We start from the raw sequence: 18139 nt of genomic DNA, 5'->3' as shown, positions 1-18139 counted from the left end.
ATCAAGCAGTACTCAAAAAACCAGGTCAAAATTATTTTTTTGCCTGGTTTTTTCATAGGTTGCAGATAAATATTCTAGAAATCAAATTTCGACAAACTTATTTCAACCTCTTACTTATTAACAACAAATTACTGCCTATTCCTCTAATCCAGCAGATACTGCATCTGGAAAGTCAGCTTTAACAATTGCTGCGCAACTTGCACAAAGTGTCGGAAAATCATTATCAGATCCAACATCTTCTTTAATCATTCGACAGCGTGGACAAACCTCGCCCTTAGCATGGCCAACAACAATCGATAATTCAGCAGTGTATTTTTCCGCTTCCGCTGGTGCATCATCCAATGACTTAACCTCTAACGCAGAAACAATCAAAGCTTGACGAACATTGATCTGAAGCTTCTTAAACAATTGTATAACATCCTCTGAAACATAGAGTACCACTTGCGCTTCAAATGACTTACCAATTAATTTCTCATTACGAGCCTTTTCCAATGCTTTAAATACTTCTGAACGAATATCCATGAATTCAGCAAAATTCTTACTTGTTTCAAGCTCATTATTATAATGATTTACTGCGGGCATTTCAGACAACTGTGCAAATTCCTCTGGTTCCTTCAAGTATCCCCAGATTTCTTCAGTTGTATGAGGTAAGACTGGTGTTAACAGCTTTGTCAAACGAACAGCAACATCATATAAAGCGGTTTGCATTGAACGTCTTTTATGACTATCTTCACCTTCGATATAAACGATGTCCTTGGCAATATCCAAGTAAAATGCTGAAAGATCAACAGTTACAAAGTTAATCAGCTTCTTGTAAATATCCATAAAGTTATAAGTCGCATAAGCATCCAAAACATCTTTAGAAAATTTGTTAATTCTGATTTCCATATATTGATCAAGTGCTTCCATATCGTCAAAGGCAACTGTATCTTTTGCTGGTTCAAAATCAGTCGTATTAGCAAGTAAGAAACGAACTGTATTTCTAATTTTACGATATGATTCAGAAATTTGTTTAAAACTATCCATTGAAACACGTACGTCAGCAGAAGTGTCCACACTTAAAACCCACAAGCGAATAATTTCGGCACCCATTTGTTTGATTACCTTTTCAGGAACAATCGTATTACCAAGAGACTTACTCATTTTACGTCCCTCACCATCAAGTGTAAACCCTTGGGAAAGGACTTGCTTGTATGGTGCCTTACCTGATACTGCAACACTTGTAATCAGGCTAGAATTAAACCAACCACGGTATTGATCAGAGCCTTCAAGATACATATCGCTTGGATATTTCAAGTTTTCACGAGCGGCCAAAACACCCTGATGTGAAGAACCTGAGTCAAACCAAACATCCATGATATCTGTTTCCTTAGTAAATGTACCATTTGGTGAATGTTCACTAGTAAAACCTTCAGGTAGTAATTCTTTTGCTTCTTTCTGGAACCAAATATTTGAACCGTTCTTTTCAAACAAATCAGCAACATGCTCAACCGTTTCCCTAGTGATGATTGCCTCACCATCCTCACCATAGAAGATGGGAAGTGGAACACCCCATACACGTTGCCTTGAAATTACCCAATCTCCACGATCACGAATCATGTTATACAACCGCTTTTGTCCCCAACTAGGAAAGAATTTTACGTCATCAATTGCAGCAAGAATTTCAGAACGAATCTTGTCAACTGATGCGAACCATTGTGGTGTAGCTCTGAAGATTATTGGTTTCTTAGTACGCCAATCAAATGGATAGCTATGTTCAAGCGGCATATATTTGAGGAGAAGATTATCAGCTTTTAACTTATCTAATGAAATTTGATTGGCATCTTCATAAAAGACACCTTCAAAATCGCTACCAGCCTCGGCTGTTAAGTAGCCCTTATCATCAACTGGGACAAAGATGTCAAGACCATATTGCTTTCCAACATTAAAGTCATCTTCACCAAATCCAGGAGCAGTATGAACAAGTCCAGTACCTGAATCCAATGTCACAAAATCACCAATCATTGTAACTAATTTACGTTCTGGATAAAAAGGATGCTCTGTCAACACATACTCTAATTCTGATCCTTTGACGGTCTTCAGTGTGTCAAATTTTTCCCATCCAAAGCGTTCTGCATTAACTTCAACAAGCTCCGTAGCTATCACAAATTTACGCTTATCACCTGCTGGTTGCACAACTGAATAATCAAAGTCTTTATCCACAGTGATACCTTCAGACCCAGGGATTGTCCAAGGAGTCGTCGTCCAGACAACCATATATGTATCGTCATCTAAGACTCCTTTGCCATCAATAACATGTTCACCATAAAAAGCAGATGGGGATGTCACATCATGGTATTCAACCTCTGCTTCAGCTAAAGCAGATTCTGATGACCATGACCAAAATACAGGCTTCTTGCCTTTATAAATCAATCCACGTTCTGCCATCTTACCAAAAACACGAATTTCTTGTGCTTCAAAGGTCGGATCAAGCGTAACATAAGGTTTTTCCCATTCACCAGCAACTCCCAGACGTTTGAAATCTTTGCGTTGCTTATCTACTTGTTCAAGTGCATACTTCTGACATTCTTCACGGAATTCAGCAACAGACATTGCCTTACGATTCACACCAGCCTTTTTTAACTGTTGTTCAATTGGAAGGCCATGAGTATCCCAACCTGGAACATATGGAGCTCTAAATCCCATCATAGATTTGGAACGCACAATAAAGTCTTTTGAGATTTTATTCATTGCGTGTCCCATATGAATATTCCCATTTGCATATGGAGGACCATCATGCAACACAAAAGTTGGTTTACCCTCGTTTAATTTTTGTCTCTTCTCATAGACCTTATTTTCTTCCCAAAAATTTTGGCGTTCAAGTTCACGAACTGGCAAGTTGCCTCGCATTGGGAACTTAGTTTTACCTAAATTCAATGTTTCTTTAACTCTCATTATTATCTCTCCTTGTCAAATATTTTAAACAAAAAAAGACCTCATCCCAAGGGACGAAAATCTTTCGCGGTACCACCCAATTTAAAAAAATACAAATGTATTTCTCTCTCAAACAGCTAATTAACGATTGCCAACCGGATAAACTTACTACAAAGTTCAGTCTACCACTAAAAAGATGATAAACATCGAAGAATTGAATGTCAAACTCTCACCATACATTGACTCGCTATTTCAGGAACCTCGATGTTCGTATTCTTTCCATTATTTAAGATTTTTCAGAAGATGATTCCTCATTAAAGTGCTGTCCTTCATCATCTTCTGGGAAAATGACCACTGCCTTCTTCTCACTAGTTACATCGTCGGCCTGCTCATCTTCAACCTCAATATTCGAGAATGATTGTACTTCTTTAGCAGCAGCTTTGTCAAGTTCAGAATCTCTTCTGATTGCTTCTTGAATTTCTTCATAGCTACTTGTGTCACCTTGACGTAAAATTTCATCCCATTCACTGCCCTTAACAACTTCAAGCTGTGATTCCATCATAACTTGTAACTTTTGTCTGAAAATTCGTGCCTGCTTCTTCAAATCATCTGTCTCAAATATTAATCTTTTAGCTTTCTGTGAAGCTTCTTCAACTATCTTTCGTGCCTTCTCATTCGCTTCGTCTACGATATCCTTAGACTGCTTTTGCGCTTCATGACTAATAATTTCTGCTTCGCGTTGAGAATTTGCCTTGACTTTATCAGCTGCTTCTTGTGCAACGATAATTGCTTGATTAAGTGAATCTTTTAAGTCGTTAAAATATTTCAACTTTTCTTCGTTTTGTTTTAAACCATCGGCTAATCGTTCACTTTCTTTGATATTCAGCTCATAGTCTTTGATAATTTGATCCAAAAAGTCATTTACTTCATCTTGATCGTAACCACGCAATTTAACACGAAACTCTTTGTTATGAATATCTAGTGGGGTCAAAGTCATATCCCCAACACCTCCATGTATGTATTATTTTTTTAGAACATCTGCTTCCACTCGGATTTTTCCTTTTTTTGATACTCCTTGAAGTGCATTTAATCTGAATCGCCCATAACTGCGTACAGAAACGATATCATGTTCTGCTACTTCAACATCAGGCTTTTCAGTATTAATCCAATTAAGAACCACCTTGCCTGAGTTCAACAAGTCCTTAACATGCTTTCTAGACAGATTATAAACCCCTGCAATTAAGATATCCAATCTTAACGAACTAACTGAGATTTGAATTTCTTGCCATTCGTCGATAGGTATTATTATCTCAGCTTTTGTTATTTCTTCAAGATGGACCCTCACCTTACCAATAGTTTCAACCTGAATCTTCAAAAAATTAACCATGCTAGCAGCGGTAACAAACTGCCATCGTTCACCATCAGTTACAATATCACCAATCAAATTACGTCTCAATCCAATATGAGTTAATGCACCTAAAATTTGGCTATGCTTAAGCGTTGCAAATTTTAGAGGATATTTTATCCAAATTAGTGCAAGTTCAAAATCAGTCTCATTTGGTTCATAGTATTCCGGATAAAAAAGGACTCTTCGTCGTTCAGCTCCTTGCAATAAGCCATCAGTCTTCATCTTTAAATCTGGTTCGGTATTTAAAAGCATTTGTGCAATATATACCTCACGTGGGTTCAAAAATTCGGTCAATATTGGTCGATACTCAGTCGCTGCTTGTGTCATCAAACTACTGAGTTCATCAATAATCGACGTTTCTTCACTTCTAAAATGTTGATATATCGTTTGCTTATCCATGCTGAGTAATCACACTAAAAGCATCAAAAAGCCAAAAATCGAACTATATACAAAATTAAAACCACTCTGAACAAAGCGCAGCGCGATCAAAGCAACGATTGGAGCAAAACTGATCCCACCAATTAAGGGGACAAATCTATCAAAAAATGAAAGGTAAGGTTCACATATTCTGCCCAAAATATCGGCCAACTTTGAACCCTGAGCTGCGGGAAACCAACTCATTAATACATACACTATAATCGCGAACGAATATAGCTCAAAAATACGATTAATAATTGTTAAAATCATATATATAACTCCTTGAATTAGTTAAAATCCGAATCTGTAAATTCTGACGTAACATTTCCCTCAACGACAAAACCAGCAGGTGTACAAAGAAAAATTTGGTCGCCAATTCTTTGAATTTCGCCATTGATTGCAAAAATAGTTCCCGTTAAAAAATCAACGATCCTTTTAGACTGTTGTTCATCCATCCGCTGAAAGTTTACAACGGCAGCTTGATCACTCAGTAAACGAGTGGCTATAGCCTTGACATCAGAATAAACTCTTGGTTCAAAAAGTGCAATCTTCTTCTCAGACATTGTTCGCCTCTTTCCATCAAGTGAAACAACGTTTTTATTAGTATCAACTTGCGGCGTTTGTTGCTCTTCATATTGATAATTTTCATCTTCATCAAATTGATCATCCGATATTCCAAAAAACTTGCCAAACTTTGCTCCTAAAGCCATTCTTTCACCTCCCAATCATAATTTTACATCTTATTTACGTCGATGACGGAAAAATGGAGGTGTATTCAACCCATCTTCATCATTATCATCTTGTTCTTTCTCAGTATCGGCCTTAAATATATCAAATTTTTTCTTTTCAATATTCCTAAATTCATCTGTTTTTGCTTCAGAAGCTGGATGTTCTTCTACAATTTCACGTCGCAAATCCCAATCTTTTAAGGGATCATTACTCTCAACTTCTCTTGTTACTTCGCTACCATCATTCTTGCGAATATTATTATGTTTAACTTGTGTCGCTCTCGATCCCCTGCTGTTCTGGTTTTTCTTATCAATCCCAGTTGCTATCACAGTCACGACCACTGTATCTTCAAGGTCTTCGTTGATTGAGGTTCCAAAAATAATATTAACATCACTTGTTGCAGCTTGAGCAACGATATCAGAAGCATCTTGTGCTTCAAAGAGGCTTAAATCAGGACCACCTGTAATATTAAGCAGCACTTGCTCTGCCCCATCAATTGAAACTTCCAATAATGGTGAAGAGATTGCTTTCTTTGTTGCATCAGCAGTTCGATTTTCACCGTTGGCCGAGCCAATTCCCATCAAAGCAGAGCCTTGATTTTCCATGACAGTTTTTACATCAGCAAAATCCAAGTTAACATATCCGGGAGAAGTAATTAAGTCTGAAATTCCCTGGACACCCTGGCGCAAAACATTATCAGCTTCCTTGAAAGCCTCCATCATTGGAGTCTTTTTGTCTACAATTTCAAGTAACCTGTTATTTGCAATGATGACTAATGTATCAACATGTTCCTTCATTTGAGCAACGCCCTCTGCTGCAAAACGAGCGCGCTTGGGACCTTCAAAGCTAAATGGTCGTGTAACAACACCTACCGTTAAAGCCCCTTGCTCTTTAGCAACTTTGGCAATAATAGGCGCAGCACCTGTCCCAGTTCCGCCACCCATTCCTGCGGTAACAAAAATCATATCTGCTCCTTTAAGAGATTCGGCTAAAGCCTCTTCACTTTCTTGTGCTGCCTTATCACCAACTTCAGGATTTGAACCTGCTCCTAATCCACGTGTAAGTTTCGGCCCAAGTTGAATTTTTGTCTCAGCCTTTGAACTCGCTAAAGCCTGCACATCTGTATTAGCAACAATAAATTCAACACCTTTTACATCATCAGCAATCATTCGATTTACTGCATTTCCGCCGGCACCACCAACACCAATAACTTTGATTGTTGCTCCTTTGTTTTCATTTGCATCCAGTGAAAATTCCATTGCATTCCCTCCAAATTATTCTCAGTCAAAAAAGGTATTGAAAAAGTTCTTGATTCCCTCAAAAGAACTGCTCTTTTTATTTTTTTGCTTTTTCTGCTCAGTCTCTTTACTATAATCGACCTGTTGTTCTTGTACACCAGCTGCAGTTCTATTTTCAATTTCCGGAGCGCTATCATCCAGAGAAGCCTTGACAACTTTTTCAATCTCGCTTTGCTTAGTCATATATGCAACCAACCCAATCGCTTGCGTAAACGATGGGTGTCGCAATCCCATTTGTTGCGGGATAAATAATTTAATATTTGTATCAAAGATGTCCTCTGCTAGTTCCTTAATACCTGGCAGCGCAGCAACACCACCAGTAATAACAATGCCTCCTGGAAGTTTTAGCGCATCAATTCCTTGTAACACATTTTTAAGCTTTGTAAAGATCTGCGTCAATCGTGCTTCAATAATCTCACTCAAGTATTCTCCACTAATTTGAACAGCGTCAGCCTTGCCAACCACTTCTACCGAAAAAACATCATCTTTCGATGCTAAATAACTGGCAGCATATCCAAAATTACGCTTAATCTTTTCAGCATTCTCAAGCGACGTATTTAGAACAACGGAAATATCCTTGGTAACGAACTTCCCGCCTTCTTGATCAACATATGTATACTTTAACTTATGATCATGTACAACTGCTGCCGTTGTTTGACCGCCACCTAAATCAATTAAAACTGCCCCAAAATCTTGTTCGCCATCACTAAGTGCCTGTGTCGCAAGTGCCAAAGGTGCAACGACTATGTTCTTAACAACAAGTCCCGCACGCTCAACACACTTAACAGTGTTATGTAAAACCGTCTTTGGTCCAGTATATAAAACACCACTCATTTCAAGACGAACACCGACCATTCCGCGAGGATCCTTAATTCCATCAAATCCGTCAACCGTAAATTCATTAGGAATAACATCAATAATATCTCGTTCTGGTGGCAACTTTTGAATAAGTGCTGCCCTTGTTACATGATAAACGTCAGTACTATCGATTTCCTTAGAATTTCCATTACCATCACCGACAGCTATTATTCCATTGCATGGAACAATTTCTAAGAGATTAGCCGGTATACCAACTGTTATTTCTGAAATTTGAATATTCGCTTTTTGTTCCGCTTGATCAATTGCTGCTTTAATTGCATCTACAGCCCTGTCAATGTCAACAATGACCCCACGGCTCAACCCATCAGAACGCTCACTGCCTACTCCAATAATATTAAGTTGTCCCTTGACAAATTCTGCTACGATTACTTTGATCGAAGTAGTTCCAATATCAAGTCCAACATAAATTCCTGAATTATCCATTGGTTGAGCTCCCTTCTAAAAATAAAATTAACTAATATTTACTCAAACTAACAACTAGAATTTTACCACAACACTTAGCATTTATACACTTTTCAAGCTTTTTTATTGTACAAATTATTAATTTTTTTATTTTAATTCTGTTGAATATGCACCGACTTCAAAATTTATTTTAATTTTTCCAGTTGCTTTGGCTTTAATTTGTGAATAATATTTCATTTTTCCTGAAAAGGTTGGGAGTGTCGCAATGATTTCGTTTCCATCATTCATGTAAACCTTAATCCTCTCTGGATTAACAGAATCAGGAGCTGCATGAATTTCCGAAATACCTGTTAATAAACTTGTTGCCAGTTTATTCATCTCCTTTGCTAATAACTTAGTTTCAGAAGAAGTTTTAAAATTTGAGAAAACTGGTAAATTGCCTTCAGGTGACGTCCGTTGTACAATTGAAGCGTTTCCCTTACTATTCAACGCATAATAATTATTACTTATTAACAAATATCCAACAACTTTTTCCTTGGAAATTTGGATATTAACACTTCTATCTTTCAACACAAAACTAACATTTTTAACTTCACTAATATCATTTTTGATCTGTCCAGCTGCCTTTTTTTCTTCCAAGTATACTTGCAGCAGATAATCATTTGTTTTGATTCCGCTGGCCTTCTTAATCGCTTCTTGTGTAGCTTGATCCACCCCAGTAACATTTACTTCTTTAACTTTGCTGATTGGTAAAATAAAATAAAATGAAATTATAGTAATGAAACCAAAAAAGATTAAATTAATAATCATTTTCTTATGCAAGAGCATTTTTCTTTGCTTGACCAATTTAGGCAATTTATTACCCATCCGCTTTTTTTTAAAATCTTTCTTTTTCAAAGCCGCCTTATGTCTCTTTTTTTGAGCTTGTTCCCAAGGTGTCAGAGGTTGGTTACTATTTTTTTCTCTGCCAAAAAAATTATTTAATCTAAATTTCATACCAACCTCCATTAATTTCTAATTATTGGTAATCAAATCTGTCAGCACTCTTTCAATTCGCTTAGATGAATCTGGAATGCCAGCCTTCCTAGCTTCTTTCGCAATTTGACTTCTTTTTTCATCATCTCTCATCAACTCGTTGACTTCATCTGCCAATGTTTGACCACTTAGTACATCTTCCTTAATCATTATCGCTGCATCTATGTCAGCAAGACTACGTGCATTATAAGTTTGATGATCATGTGTTACATTGGGACTTGGAATCAATATTGAAGGGATTCCCAATACAGTTATTTCAGCCAGACTTGTTGCCCCTGATCGGCCAACTATTAAATCAATTTCGGGTAAAATCGCCGGCATATCCTGAATATACGGCTTAATCACAATGTTGTTTAACTGTTTTTCTCCAATTTCACTTTTTATTTTCTCATAGTAGATACTGCCTGTCACAAATAAAACCTGGAATTCATTCGTGTCAAACAAAGCAAATGCATCCATTGCAGCTTCATTGATACGCCGAGCACCTCTTGAACCACCAAATATCAATACTGTCTTTTTGTTCTCCGATAGGCCCAATTCAGCTAATCGTCCGGTTGGTTTAATATCAGCTACTTGTTGTGCCCGCGGATTTCCCGTAAAGACAACTTTTTGACTTGGAAATTCTGTTTTAGCAGCTTCAAAACAAATTCCAATTTTATCTACAAAATGACTTAAGAATTTGTTTGTCACTCCTGCAATGCTATTTTGTTCATGAATGAATGTTGGAATATGCAATTGCGATGCAGCATAAACAACTGCCCCACAAACATAACCACCAGTACCCACGACAACATCAGGTTTGAATTCTCTAATTATTTTCTTAGCTTCATGAACACTTTTTAAAAATAAATAAATAGTCTTAAAATTTTGCAACGATAAAGAACGTTTAAATCCTTGAATTTCAATCGTCTTAAAATCAATTCCTGCATTCGGAACAATTTTACTTTCCAGCCCTTTATTCGTTCCGACATACAGAAATGAACTACGAGTGTCATCTTTTTTTAAAGTCTCAATTAATGCTAGCGCCGGATAGATATGTCCACCCGTGCCGCCGCCAGATATTAGTAAGCGCACTATCTTACATCTCCAATTCTTTCTTTAAATCTTCGATTGCTTGAATAAACATATCTCCTCGCACTTCAAAAGTTGGATACTGATCCCAACTTGCACAAGCCGGTGAAAGTAAGATCACATCATTCTCCTTACTCATATCGTACGCAATCGGTACTGCAGTCTTAACATTTTCAGTTTTAACGATTTGTTTAACTCCTGCCTGCTTTGCCGCTTGTGCAACTAGATTACCAGTTTCACCAAATACAATTATTCCCCGCAGGTTTTTAAAATATGGAATCAACCTTTCAAACGTAAAACCCCGGTCCAAACCGCCGGCGAGCAGCACTACTGGATTGTTAAAACCAGCCAATGCCTTTTCTGTTGCTTCCATATTAGTTGCTTTTGAGTCATTATAGATTTTACGTTGATTAATCGTTGTAACATATTGCGTACGATGTCTAACACCTGAGAAGGTCTTCAGAACTTCCACAATATTTTTATTCTCTTGGCCCATTAATTTTACAACAGTAATAGCTGCAAGTGCATTCTCAATATTATGTTCACCCGGAATCTTGATTTCAGATGCGAGCATGATCTTTTCTTCTCTAAAATAAAGCCAACCATCCTTTTCGTAAGCCCCTGCTTTGCTGGTGCCCTTTCGAGAAAAAGGAACAATTGTTGCATTTGATTGTGTACTTAACTTGCGCCATTCTTCTGAATCCCAATTAACAACAAAGTAATCAGCTTTTGTCTGATTCTTTGTAATATTCATCTTTGCTTTAATATAATTCGCGCGCGTTCCATGGTAATCTGTGTGGGCCTCATAAATATTAGTCAGTACTGCTACATGTGGGCGAAGTTTTGTTGCTCCTAACAATTGAAAGCTTGATAATTCTGTGACCATCACATCTTTCTTAGTCGCCTTTTGTGCTACCAAAGTTGCAGGAATACCAATATTTCCCGCAACATATGCCTCTCCATCTTTTCTTCCTTGATTAAGCATCAATGAAATAAGAGTGGTTGTAGTAGTCTTACCATTTGTTCCTGTCACACCAATCATTTGCGCATCCAAAATTTCATATGCTAATTCAGGTTCGGTAATAATCGTAAATCCACGTCTTACAGCTTCTGCAATCAACACATTACTATAAGGAATTCCAGGATTCTTTACAATCAAATCTGTGTCATCTAAAAGTGAAAGCGGATGGCCTCCTGTTATTACTTTGATTCCTTCAGCCTGTAAGTTATCTACAATATTTTGTGGTGCTTTTTTTAAATCATTCACAGTTACTTTTGAACCTAATTTGCAAAGAAGCTTTGCAGAATTAATTCCACTTTTTCCCAACCCAACAACTAACACTTTTTTATTCTTATAAGTTGTTGTTGTTTTCATAACAGCTATCCCTTTTCTAATAAAAATTTAAAGTATTACTATAAGGCTCAAGATACTTGCGCCCAGACCAATTAACCAAAAAGTTATATCTATGCGCCACTCACTCCAACCACTCAATTCAAAATGATGATGAATTGGGCTCATCTTGAAAATACGCTTTCCAGTTAATTTAAATGAAGCAACTTGCAACATTACACTTGCAGTTTCTATCACAAATATAATTCCAATTACAAGTAATGATAGTTCATGATGTAATAATAATGAGACTGCTGCCAATGCACCTCCTAAGGCCAACGACCCCATATCTCCCATAAATATTTTTGCAGGTTTATGGTTAAATAATAGAAAAGCAAAGAGTGCACCAATAACTGCTAAGCAAAAGAGCAAAACATCACTTTGCCTTTGATTAGCCGCAATTACAGCATATGTTCCAAAAGCTATTATAGCTTGTCCTGCTACAAGTCCATCAATTCCATCTGTCAGATTTACCGCATTTGAAAATCCAACAAGCCAAAAAACAACAAAAAACACAAACAGAAAACCAATATTAATCTCATTACCAAAAAAATGCAATGCAAGTGGAAATCTCTCATGCCAGTACACAGCAGTGAAGATCAAGCCACCAATTATTTGACCAAGCAGCTTCTGCCAAGCTTTTAATCCTTCATTTTGCTTCTTCCACAACTTGATAGAATCGTCCCAAAATCCTAATATTCCATATAGTAACAAAATGAAGTCTAATACCAGTAATCTGGCACTCAACTGTCTATAGATAACAGGAATTACAATTGCAGTTAATAATATCGCAATATTAAAAACAAAGCCTCCCATTGTTGGTGTTCCTGCTTTTTTTTCATGCCACTTTGGTCCCTCTTCACGAATCATCTGTCCTTGTTTTTTCTGATGTGCATAATCAATAAAGACCGGTAAAAAAATTAATGTTATTAAAAAACTAACTATTATAGTAAGAACCATTTCAATTGAATTCATCTAATTTCCCTGCTCCTTTAAATCGAGTGCTTTTCTTGCTTCCTCAACATCATCAAAATGGTGCTTTGTTTCTCCAATAATTTGATAATCCTCATGTCCTTTTCCAGCAATCAAGATAATGTCTTGTGGCTTTGCCATTGCAACGGCGAAATTAATTGCTGCACGTCTATCAATAAATGTTGGAATTTCCACTAGTTCAGGAACACCTACGAGCATCTCATCGATTATTGTTTGTGGATTTTCTGAACGCGGATTATCTGATGTAAAAATGGGATAGTCACTATGCACAACGGCAATTTTAGCCATTTTTGGTCTCTTCAACTTATCACGATCTCCACCGCAGCCAACTACACAAAAAACTTTGCCCTTTGCAAAATCATTGATTGTCTCTAAGGCATTCAATAATCCATCCGGTGTGTGCGAATAGTCTATAATTGCAGATACTTTGCTTTCAGAGGTAATCAACTGCAATCTTCCCCTGACACCTGGAAATTGCTCAAGCGCCGTAATTACACTTTCAGAGTCTATTCCACAGGCATATGCAGCTGCAAATGCAGCCAAGATATTGTAGACATTAAATAAACCCACCATTTTGACACCTAGATGAAATTTCTCGCCAAAAACAATTAAATCAAAATCAGTTCCTTTGCTATGAATTTCAATATTTTCCGCCTTGATCATTGCCTCTTTTTTAATTCCATAAGTCAAAACCTCAGCAGCAGTATCCGCTGCAAATTGTTCGCCAATTGGATCATCAATATTCAATACCGCCACTTTAGGATTTCCAGAGTGTGTGTACTTGTTTCCTAGTTGTGAAAACAATAAGCTTTTTGCATGTGCATAATTTGCCATTGTCTTGTGATAATCCAGATGATCCTGTGTCAAATTAGTAAAGACCGCAACATCAAAATCAATTCCCCACACTCTTCCTTGAATCAATGCAATTGAAGAAACCTCCATTGCAACCGTGCTGACACCCTTTTCAACCATCTTATTTAAAGTACGCTGCAAAGTAATAATGTCAGGAGTTGTATTCTTGGTTTTTAAAATTTCATCATCAATTTTTCGGTACATCGTGCCAATCAATCCGGTTTTTTCACCTAGATTACGGAAAATTGCTTCTATAATGTGGGTGACTGTTGTCTTTCCATTTGTTCCCGTTACTCCAACTATTCGAAGTGATTGGCTCGATGTTTCATAAAAAAAGCTACTCAAAATTGCCATCGCTTTGTTAGTATTTTGAACATATACAACTGGTACCGAAACTTCGTCCAGTTCTTCTTGTGCAATGATCATTGCCGTACCCTTTTTTATCGCTTCTTGTACCAATTCGTGTCCATCAACTTTTGCTCCTTTAATCGCAACAAAAATACTCCCCGTAATAACTTCGCGTGTATCTTGTGTCAGTAAAGAAACCGAAAAATCTTCAAACTTTTCAGGTACTACTTTTTTAAATTTTAAACTCTTAATCAATCTGCTCGCTTGCATAAATTCACCATACTATCCCTATTTAAGCTTTACCATAATATTTGTAGTTCCATCCAATGATTTATTGGCAGCCAGGCTTTGTTCACTGACATAGCCTGAACCTTCAATATCAAAATTAATTCCTAGTAGTTTGCCAAGTTTCACGACATCACTTCTAGACCATCCCGTCAAGTCAGGCATCACCTTTTCCCCATCTGTCATTAAAATTATTCGTTCTCCAGACAAAGAGGTGCTTCCAGCTGTTTCTGATTGTGCCGTGATTTTATTACCATTCCCAACTTCTGTAACTAATAATCCAGCATTTCGTAACGTAGCTTTTATACTTGTAGCATTCTTACCTATATAATTTTTTATTGCAATTTGTGTATTACTTGCAGTTTGTCCAGAATTTTCGTCGAGTGCACGTTTTAAGAGCGGATTAAACACGCTGGCTAACATCTGGCCTGAAGTTCCACCAGCAAAAGTTGTTGGTTGCTTCATAGTGATGTACAAAATATATTTTGGATTATTTGCAGGTGCCACTCCTGCGACAGAGAAAATATAATTCATTTCTCCTTTGAGATATCCTGTTCCTGTACTATCGCCAATTTGTGCAGTCCCAGTCTTCACCCCAATCCGGTACCCATCAATTTTAAAAGCACTCCCTGTACCATTTTGATTATAAACAACATCTTGCATCATACTCAACACTTTTTTTGCGGTTGAGGCTTTAATCGGATGTCCTACAACTTTTTTGTTAAATTTGTAAACTGTTTTTCCATTATTAGGATTCACAATTTTTCGAACTAACTGTGGCTTTACCATTTTACCATTATTAGTGATTGCTGAAAATGCTTGAAGCATCTGAAATACTGTTACAGTTATTCCCTGTCCGTATGCAGTATTCGCTTGGTCAATCGGATATTTATATTCTATACTACCCTTAGCCTCATTTGAAAGCCCTGAATTTGTCGACTTCAATAATCCAAAGCGTTTAATATATTTCAGCCAACTCTTGGCTCCCATCATTTGTTCTAAATGTGCCATTCCGACATTAGACGAGCGAATAAAGGCATCACGATAAGTGATATTGCCCCATCCACTTGGATACCAATCACTCACTGTCTGTCCATTAATCTTATAAGTTCCCGATTTATAAGTTGCATTTGCATTGTATTTTCCACTATTGATTGCCGCTGCCATCGTCAAAATTTTTATAGTGGAACCAGGTTCAAATCCATCTTCCACTAGGGTGTCACGCCACATGTCGCTCAACCCAGTCTTGGTTTGCGCATTAAAAGTCGGCCGTTGAGTTGCAGCAACGATTGCACCTGTTTTTGCATTCATCAAAACAGCATTCATTTCTTTTGCATGATACTTACTTTGTGCTTGCGACATCAAGGTCTCTAAGTAAGTTTGCAGCCTTGAGTCCAAGGTTGTATAAACATTATTGCCATTTTTGGCCTTCCTAGATTTTATTTTTGAACCAGGAATAGGTGTTCCTTTAATATCCTTCTCAAATTTTTTTACTCCATTTATACCTGTCAACAATTTATTATATTGACTTTCAAGTCCCATGACGCCAGTTATTTTTCCATTATTATTCTCAGCAATCCCTATTAACTGAGAAGCAAAAGTCCCGTTAGGATAGAGTCGAGCTTGCGCTTCTGTAAAGTTAATTCCCTTTATGTTAGCAGCTTCAATCTTATTTTTAGTTTCAAGTGAAATGTTTTTTCCGGCGTTTCCAAGTTCTACTTGGTATGTATCTTGATTCTCTGGATTCAAAGCTTTCTTAACTTGTGCATATGAAATTGATAAATTTTTGCTTAAAACCCTTGCTGCTTTATCTTTATCCTTATCAGCCAAATATTCTCTTTTTCCAAATGCTACGGCGGTTTTTGATAAAACTATGTAAATTGTATAAGTTGAAGTATCTTCTGCAATTGGTTGATTATCAGCATCATAAATCGTTCCACGCTGGGCCTTTATCTCAGTCTTACTGGCATACAGCTTAGCTACACTTTTTCTCAAATTCACATGATCCACAGATTGAAAAATTGCAATATAAAAAAAACGACCGATAAACATTGCGAAAATGATTGCAACGCTAAAGAAAATCCATCGACCGAATCGTTTCCTATTTTGCTGTCTTCGCTTTATTGTTTCTCGTCCATTTTTTTTAATCATTTTGAAACATTCCTTATTGAATTATCATTTATGGTTAAACCTGCATCTTGTGCAACCTTCATTAACCTACTTTTGTTTGAAAGTTCACTAACTTCTTGTTTTGTATTAACATTATCGTTTTGAATCTCGACAATTTTTTGATTCACATTCTGTAATTTATATTGAGTACTTGAAAGGCTCACCTTGGAAGACACCACAAAAATCATCATTCCCATGAATAATAGACTCAATAATATTGCACTCATAATTTCAAATCCTGAAAATGGTACTCGAGTGCTTTTTACTTTTGGTTGTTTCTTATGTATTGGTGCTGTTTGTTCTTGTCGTTTAGGGAGTGTTGTTTCTAATTGTCTTGCGGTATTTTGTGCCATTTTCTTCACATCCTTTATTATCTTTTTATTCTTTCAATCACTCTCAATTTTGCAGAATGCGCTCGATGATTGTTAAGTAGTTCTTCTTCACTCGGTAGAATCGGCTTTCGTGATACTAATTTAAACTTCGGCTGTAATTCATCGGGAATCACTGGCAAGCCTTGTGGGATATCCTGCACTTCACTCTTTTCCTTGAAGATTGACTTAACTAGTCGATCTTCAAGCGATTGAAACGTAATGACACTAATTCTTCCGCCAATCTCAATCAGTTCCAAAGCTTCTTCCAATGACTGTTCCAGCGCCCCAAGTTCATCATTAACGGCTATTCTAATTGCCTGAAAAACCTTTTTTGCTGGATGTCCACCTGTACGCCTTGCCCTGGCAGGAATCGACTCTTTTATCAGTTCAACCAGTTGACCAGTTGTTTCAATTCGAGCAACTTGTCTCTCTTTTTCTATTCTTCTAGCAATCGATTTAGCATATTTTTCCTCGCCATATCTAAAGAAAATACGAACTAACTTTTCATATGACCATTCATTAACAATCTTTTCAGCGGTCAATTCTTGAGCCTGATCCATTCGCATATCAAGCTTAGAATCATAACGATAGCTGAATCCGCGCTCTGCATTATCAAACTGTGGTGATGAGACTCCTAAGTCATATAAAATCCCATCTACGCTAGTAATACCCTCCGCTAATAATTTTGCATTAAGAAACCTGAAATTTGCTTTTACGAAGGTAACCTTTCCAGAAATCAACTCGTCTTTAAACCTGTTCTGATTGTATGTAATGGCTGTTTGATCTTGATCAAAGGATATGAGATGTCCCTCTTCAGAAAGCTTAGAAACAATTAATCCACTATGTCCGCCACCACCTAAAGTACAGTCAACATAGATACCATTTTGTTTAATTGCTAATCCTTCTACTGCTTCATTCAATAGAACAGTTGTATGTCCAAAGTCTGCCACGTTAATCCCCCATTATTAAAGACCAAAATCAATCATATTTTCAGCAATTTCATCAAAGTTAGTTTCTGCTTCTGTCGAGAAGTCATCCCACCGTGCTTCAGACCATATTTCAAATCTGTTTGAGACGCCCACAACAACACACTTTTTATCAAGTGAAGCATGACTGCGAAGTGACTTTGGAATACTTACTCTTCCTTGCTTATCAAATTCACACTCAGTAGCTGCGGAATAAAAAAATCTTACAAATGAACGGGCATCTTTTTTTGTGAGTGGAAGTTTCTGCAGCTTTTCTTGCAAAATGTTCCATTCAGATTCAGGGTATCCAAATAAACAGCCATCCATTCCACGCGTTATTACAAAGACTTCGCCTAAATCTTCACGAAACTTTGAAGGAATAATCAAGCGCCCCTTCTCATCAATTGCGTGCCGATATTCACCCATAAACATGTAAGACACCCCCTTGACACTACTATATTTTGATACTACCACATTTCCCCACTTCACACCACTTTTTCACCCACAAATTACCACTTAATTATTAAATTCTCTTTTCAACCTCTAAAACAACTTTTTAATAGACAAAAACTTTCGTAATTAGAAAATTCTTCAATGCATTAAGATACTAAAAA

The 18139-nt window shown here is 37.0% G+C and carries 16 protein-coding genes; all 16 read right to left on the bottom strand.

The genetic code is table 11. The features are described from left to right. Positions 1-135: 135 nt before the first annotated feature. The 16 genes from ileS to mraZ all read right to left on the bottom strand — a co-directional run bounded on the left by ileS (position 136) and on the right by mraZ (position 17957). Positions 136-2934 carry an isoleucine--tRNA ligase gene (gene ileS / locus ABF682_RS05685; protein ID WP_415619225.1) on the bottom strand — a complete coding sequence of 933 codons (2799 nt, stop codon included), beginning with the start codon at positions 2932-2934 and terminating at the stop codon, positions 136-138. Positions 2935-3199: 265 nt separating this feature from the next. After that, on the bottom strand, positions 3200-3910 hold the full coding sequence (locus ABF682_RS05680) for a DivIVA domain-containing protein (protein WP_289977349.1): 711 nt from the start codon (positions 3908-3910) through the stop codon (positions 3200-3202). Between the two features lie 24 nt (positions 3911-3934). Then, positions 3935-4720, bottom strand: coding sequence for an RNA-binding protein (locus ABF682_RS05675; RefSeq protein WP_415619224.1), 786 nt, complete (start codon positions 4718-4720; stop codon positions 3935-3937). 9 nt (positions 4721-4729) lie between these two features. Then, a complete protein-coding gene (locus ABF682_RS05670) occupies positions 4730-5008 on the bottom strand; it encodes a YggT family protein (RefSeq protein ID WP_289977351.1) in 279 nt (92 codons plus the stop codon). Between the two features lie 17 nt (positions 5009-5025). Beyond that, a complete protein-coding gene (locus ABF682_RS05665; protein WP_289977352.1) occupies positions 5026-5448 on the bottom strand; it encodes a cell division protein SepF in 423 nt (140 codons plus the stop codon). Between the two features lie 30 nt (positions 5449-5478). Next, the gene (gene ftsZ, locus ABF682_RS05660) at positions 5479-6726 is read right to left on the bottom strand and encodes a cell division protein FtsZ (RefSeq protein WP_289977353.1); all 1248 of its coding nucleotides are present in this window, start codon (positions 6724-6726) and stop codon (positions 5479-5481) included. A 21-nt stretch (positions 6727-6747) separates the two neighbouring features. Beyond that, positions 6748-8067, bottom strand: coding sequence for a cell division protein FtsA (gene ftsA, locus ABF682_RS05655; RefSeq protein ID WP_415619223.1), 1320 nt, complete (start codon positions 8065-8067; stop codon positions 6748-6750). Between the two features lie 126 nt (positions 8068-8193). After that, a complete protein-coding gene (locus tag ABF682_RS05650) occupies positions 8194-9042 on the bottom strand; it encodes a cell division protein FtsQ/DivIB (RefSeq protein WP_415619222.1) in 849 nt (282 codons plus the stop codon). Between the two features lie 18 nt (positions 9043-9060). Further along, on the bottom strand, positions 9061-10155 hold the full coding sequence (gene murG, locus ABF682_RS05645) for an undecaprenyldiphospho-muramoylpentapeptide beta-N-acetylglucosaminyltransferase (protein WP_415619221.1): 1095 nt from the start codon (positions 10153-10155) through the stop codon (positions 9061-9063). Between the two features lie 4 nt (positions 10156-10159). Continuing rightward, complete coding sequence (gene murD, locus ABF682_RS05640) at positions 10160-11527, bottom strand: UDP-N-acetylmuramoyl-L-alanine--D-glutamate ligase (protein WP_415619220.1); 1368 nt, start codon at positions 11525-11527, stop codon at positions 10160-10162. 27 nt (positions 11528-11554) lie between these two features. Next, the gene (mraY, locus tag ABF682_RS05635) at positions 11555-12517 is read right to left on the bottom strand and encodes a phospho-N-acetylmuramoyl-pentapeptide-transferase (RefSeq protein ID WP_289977361.1); all 963 of its coding nucleotides are present in this window, start codon (positions 12515-12517) and stop codon (positions 11555-11557) included. Beyond that, positions 12518-14005: a UDP-N-acetylmuramoyl-L-alanyl-D-glutamate--2,6-diaminopimelate ligase gene (locus ABF682_RS05630; protein WP_415619219.1), complete on the bottom strand. Its 1488-nt coding sequence runs from the start codon at positions 14003-14005 to the stop codon at positions 12518-12520. 18 nt (positions 14006-14023) lie between these two features. Beyond that, positions 14024-16171 (bottom strand): penicillin-binding protein, encoded by a 2148-nt coding sequence (locus ABF682_RS05625; protein ID WP_415619218.1) that lies wholly within the window; start codon positions 16169-16171, stop codon positions 14024-14026. Further along, positions 16168-16542, bottom strand: coding sequence for a cell division protein FtsL (gene ftsL / locus ABF682_RS05620; protein WP_415619217.1), 375 nt, complete (start codon positions 16540-16542; stop codon positions 16168-16170). The genes ABF682_RS05625 and ftsL overlap by 4 nt, the downstream gene beginning before the upstream one ends. A gap of 17 nt (positions 16543-16559) precedes the next feature. Continuing rightward, positions 16560-17510 carry a 16S rRNA (cytosine(1402)-N(4))-methyltransferase RsmH gene (rsmH, locus tag ABF682_RS05615; protein WP_415619216.1) on the bottom strand — a complete coding sequence of 317 codons (951 nt, stop codon included), beginning with the start codon at positions 17508-17510 and terminating at the stop codon, positions 16560-16562. A gap of 15 nt (positions 17511-17525) precedes the next feature. Next, entirely contained in the window at positions 17526-17957 is a 432-nt protein-coding gene (gene mraZ, locus ABF682_RS05610; protein ID WP_289977370.1) for a division/cell wall cluster transcriptional repressor MraZ, read from the bottom strand. Between the last annotated feature and the right edge of the window lie 182 nt (positions 17958-18139).

The sequence above is a fragment of the Liquorilactobacillus sp. genome, assembly GCF_047719775.1.
Taxonomy (GTDB): Bacteria; Bacillota; Bacilli; order Lactobacillales; family Lactobacillaceae; genus Liquorilactobacillus.
This window is presented reverse-complemented; position numbering and strand designations above follow the sequence as displayed.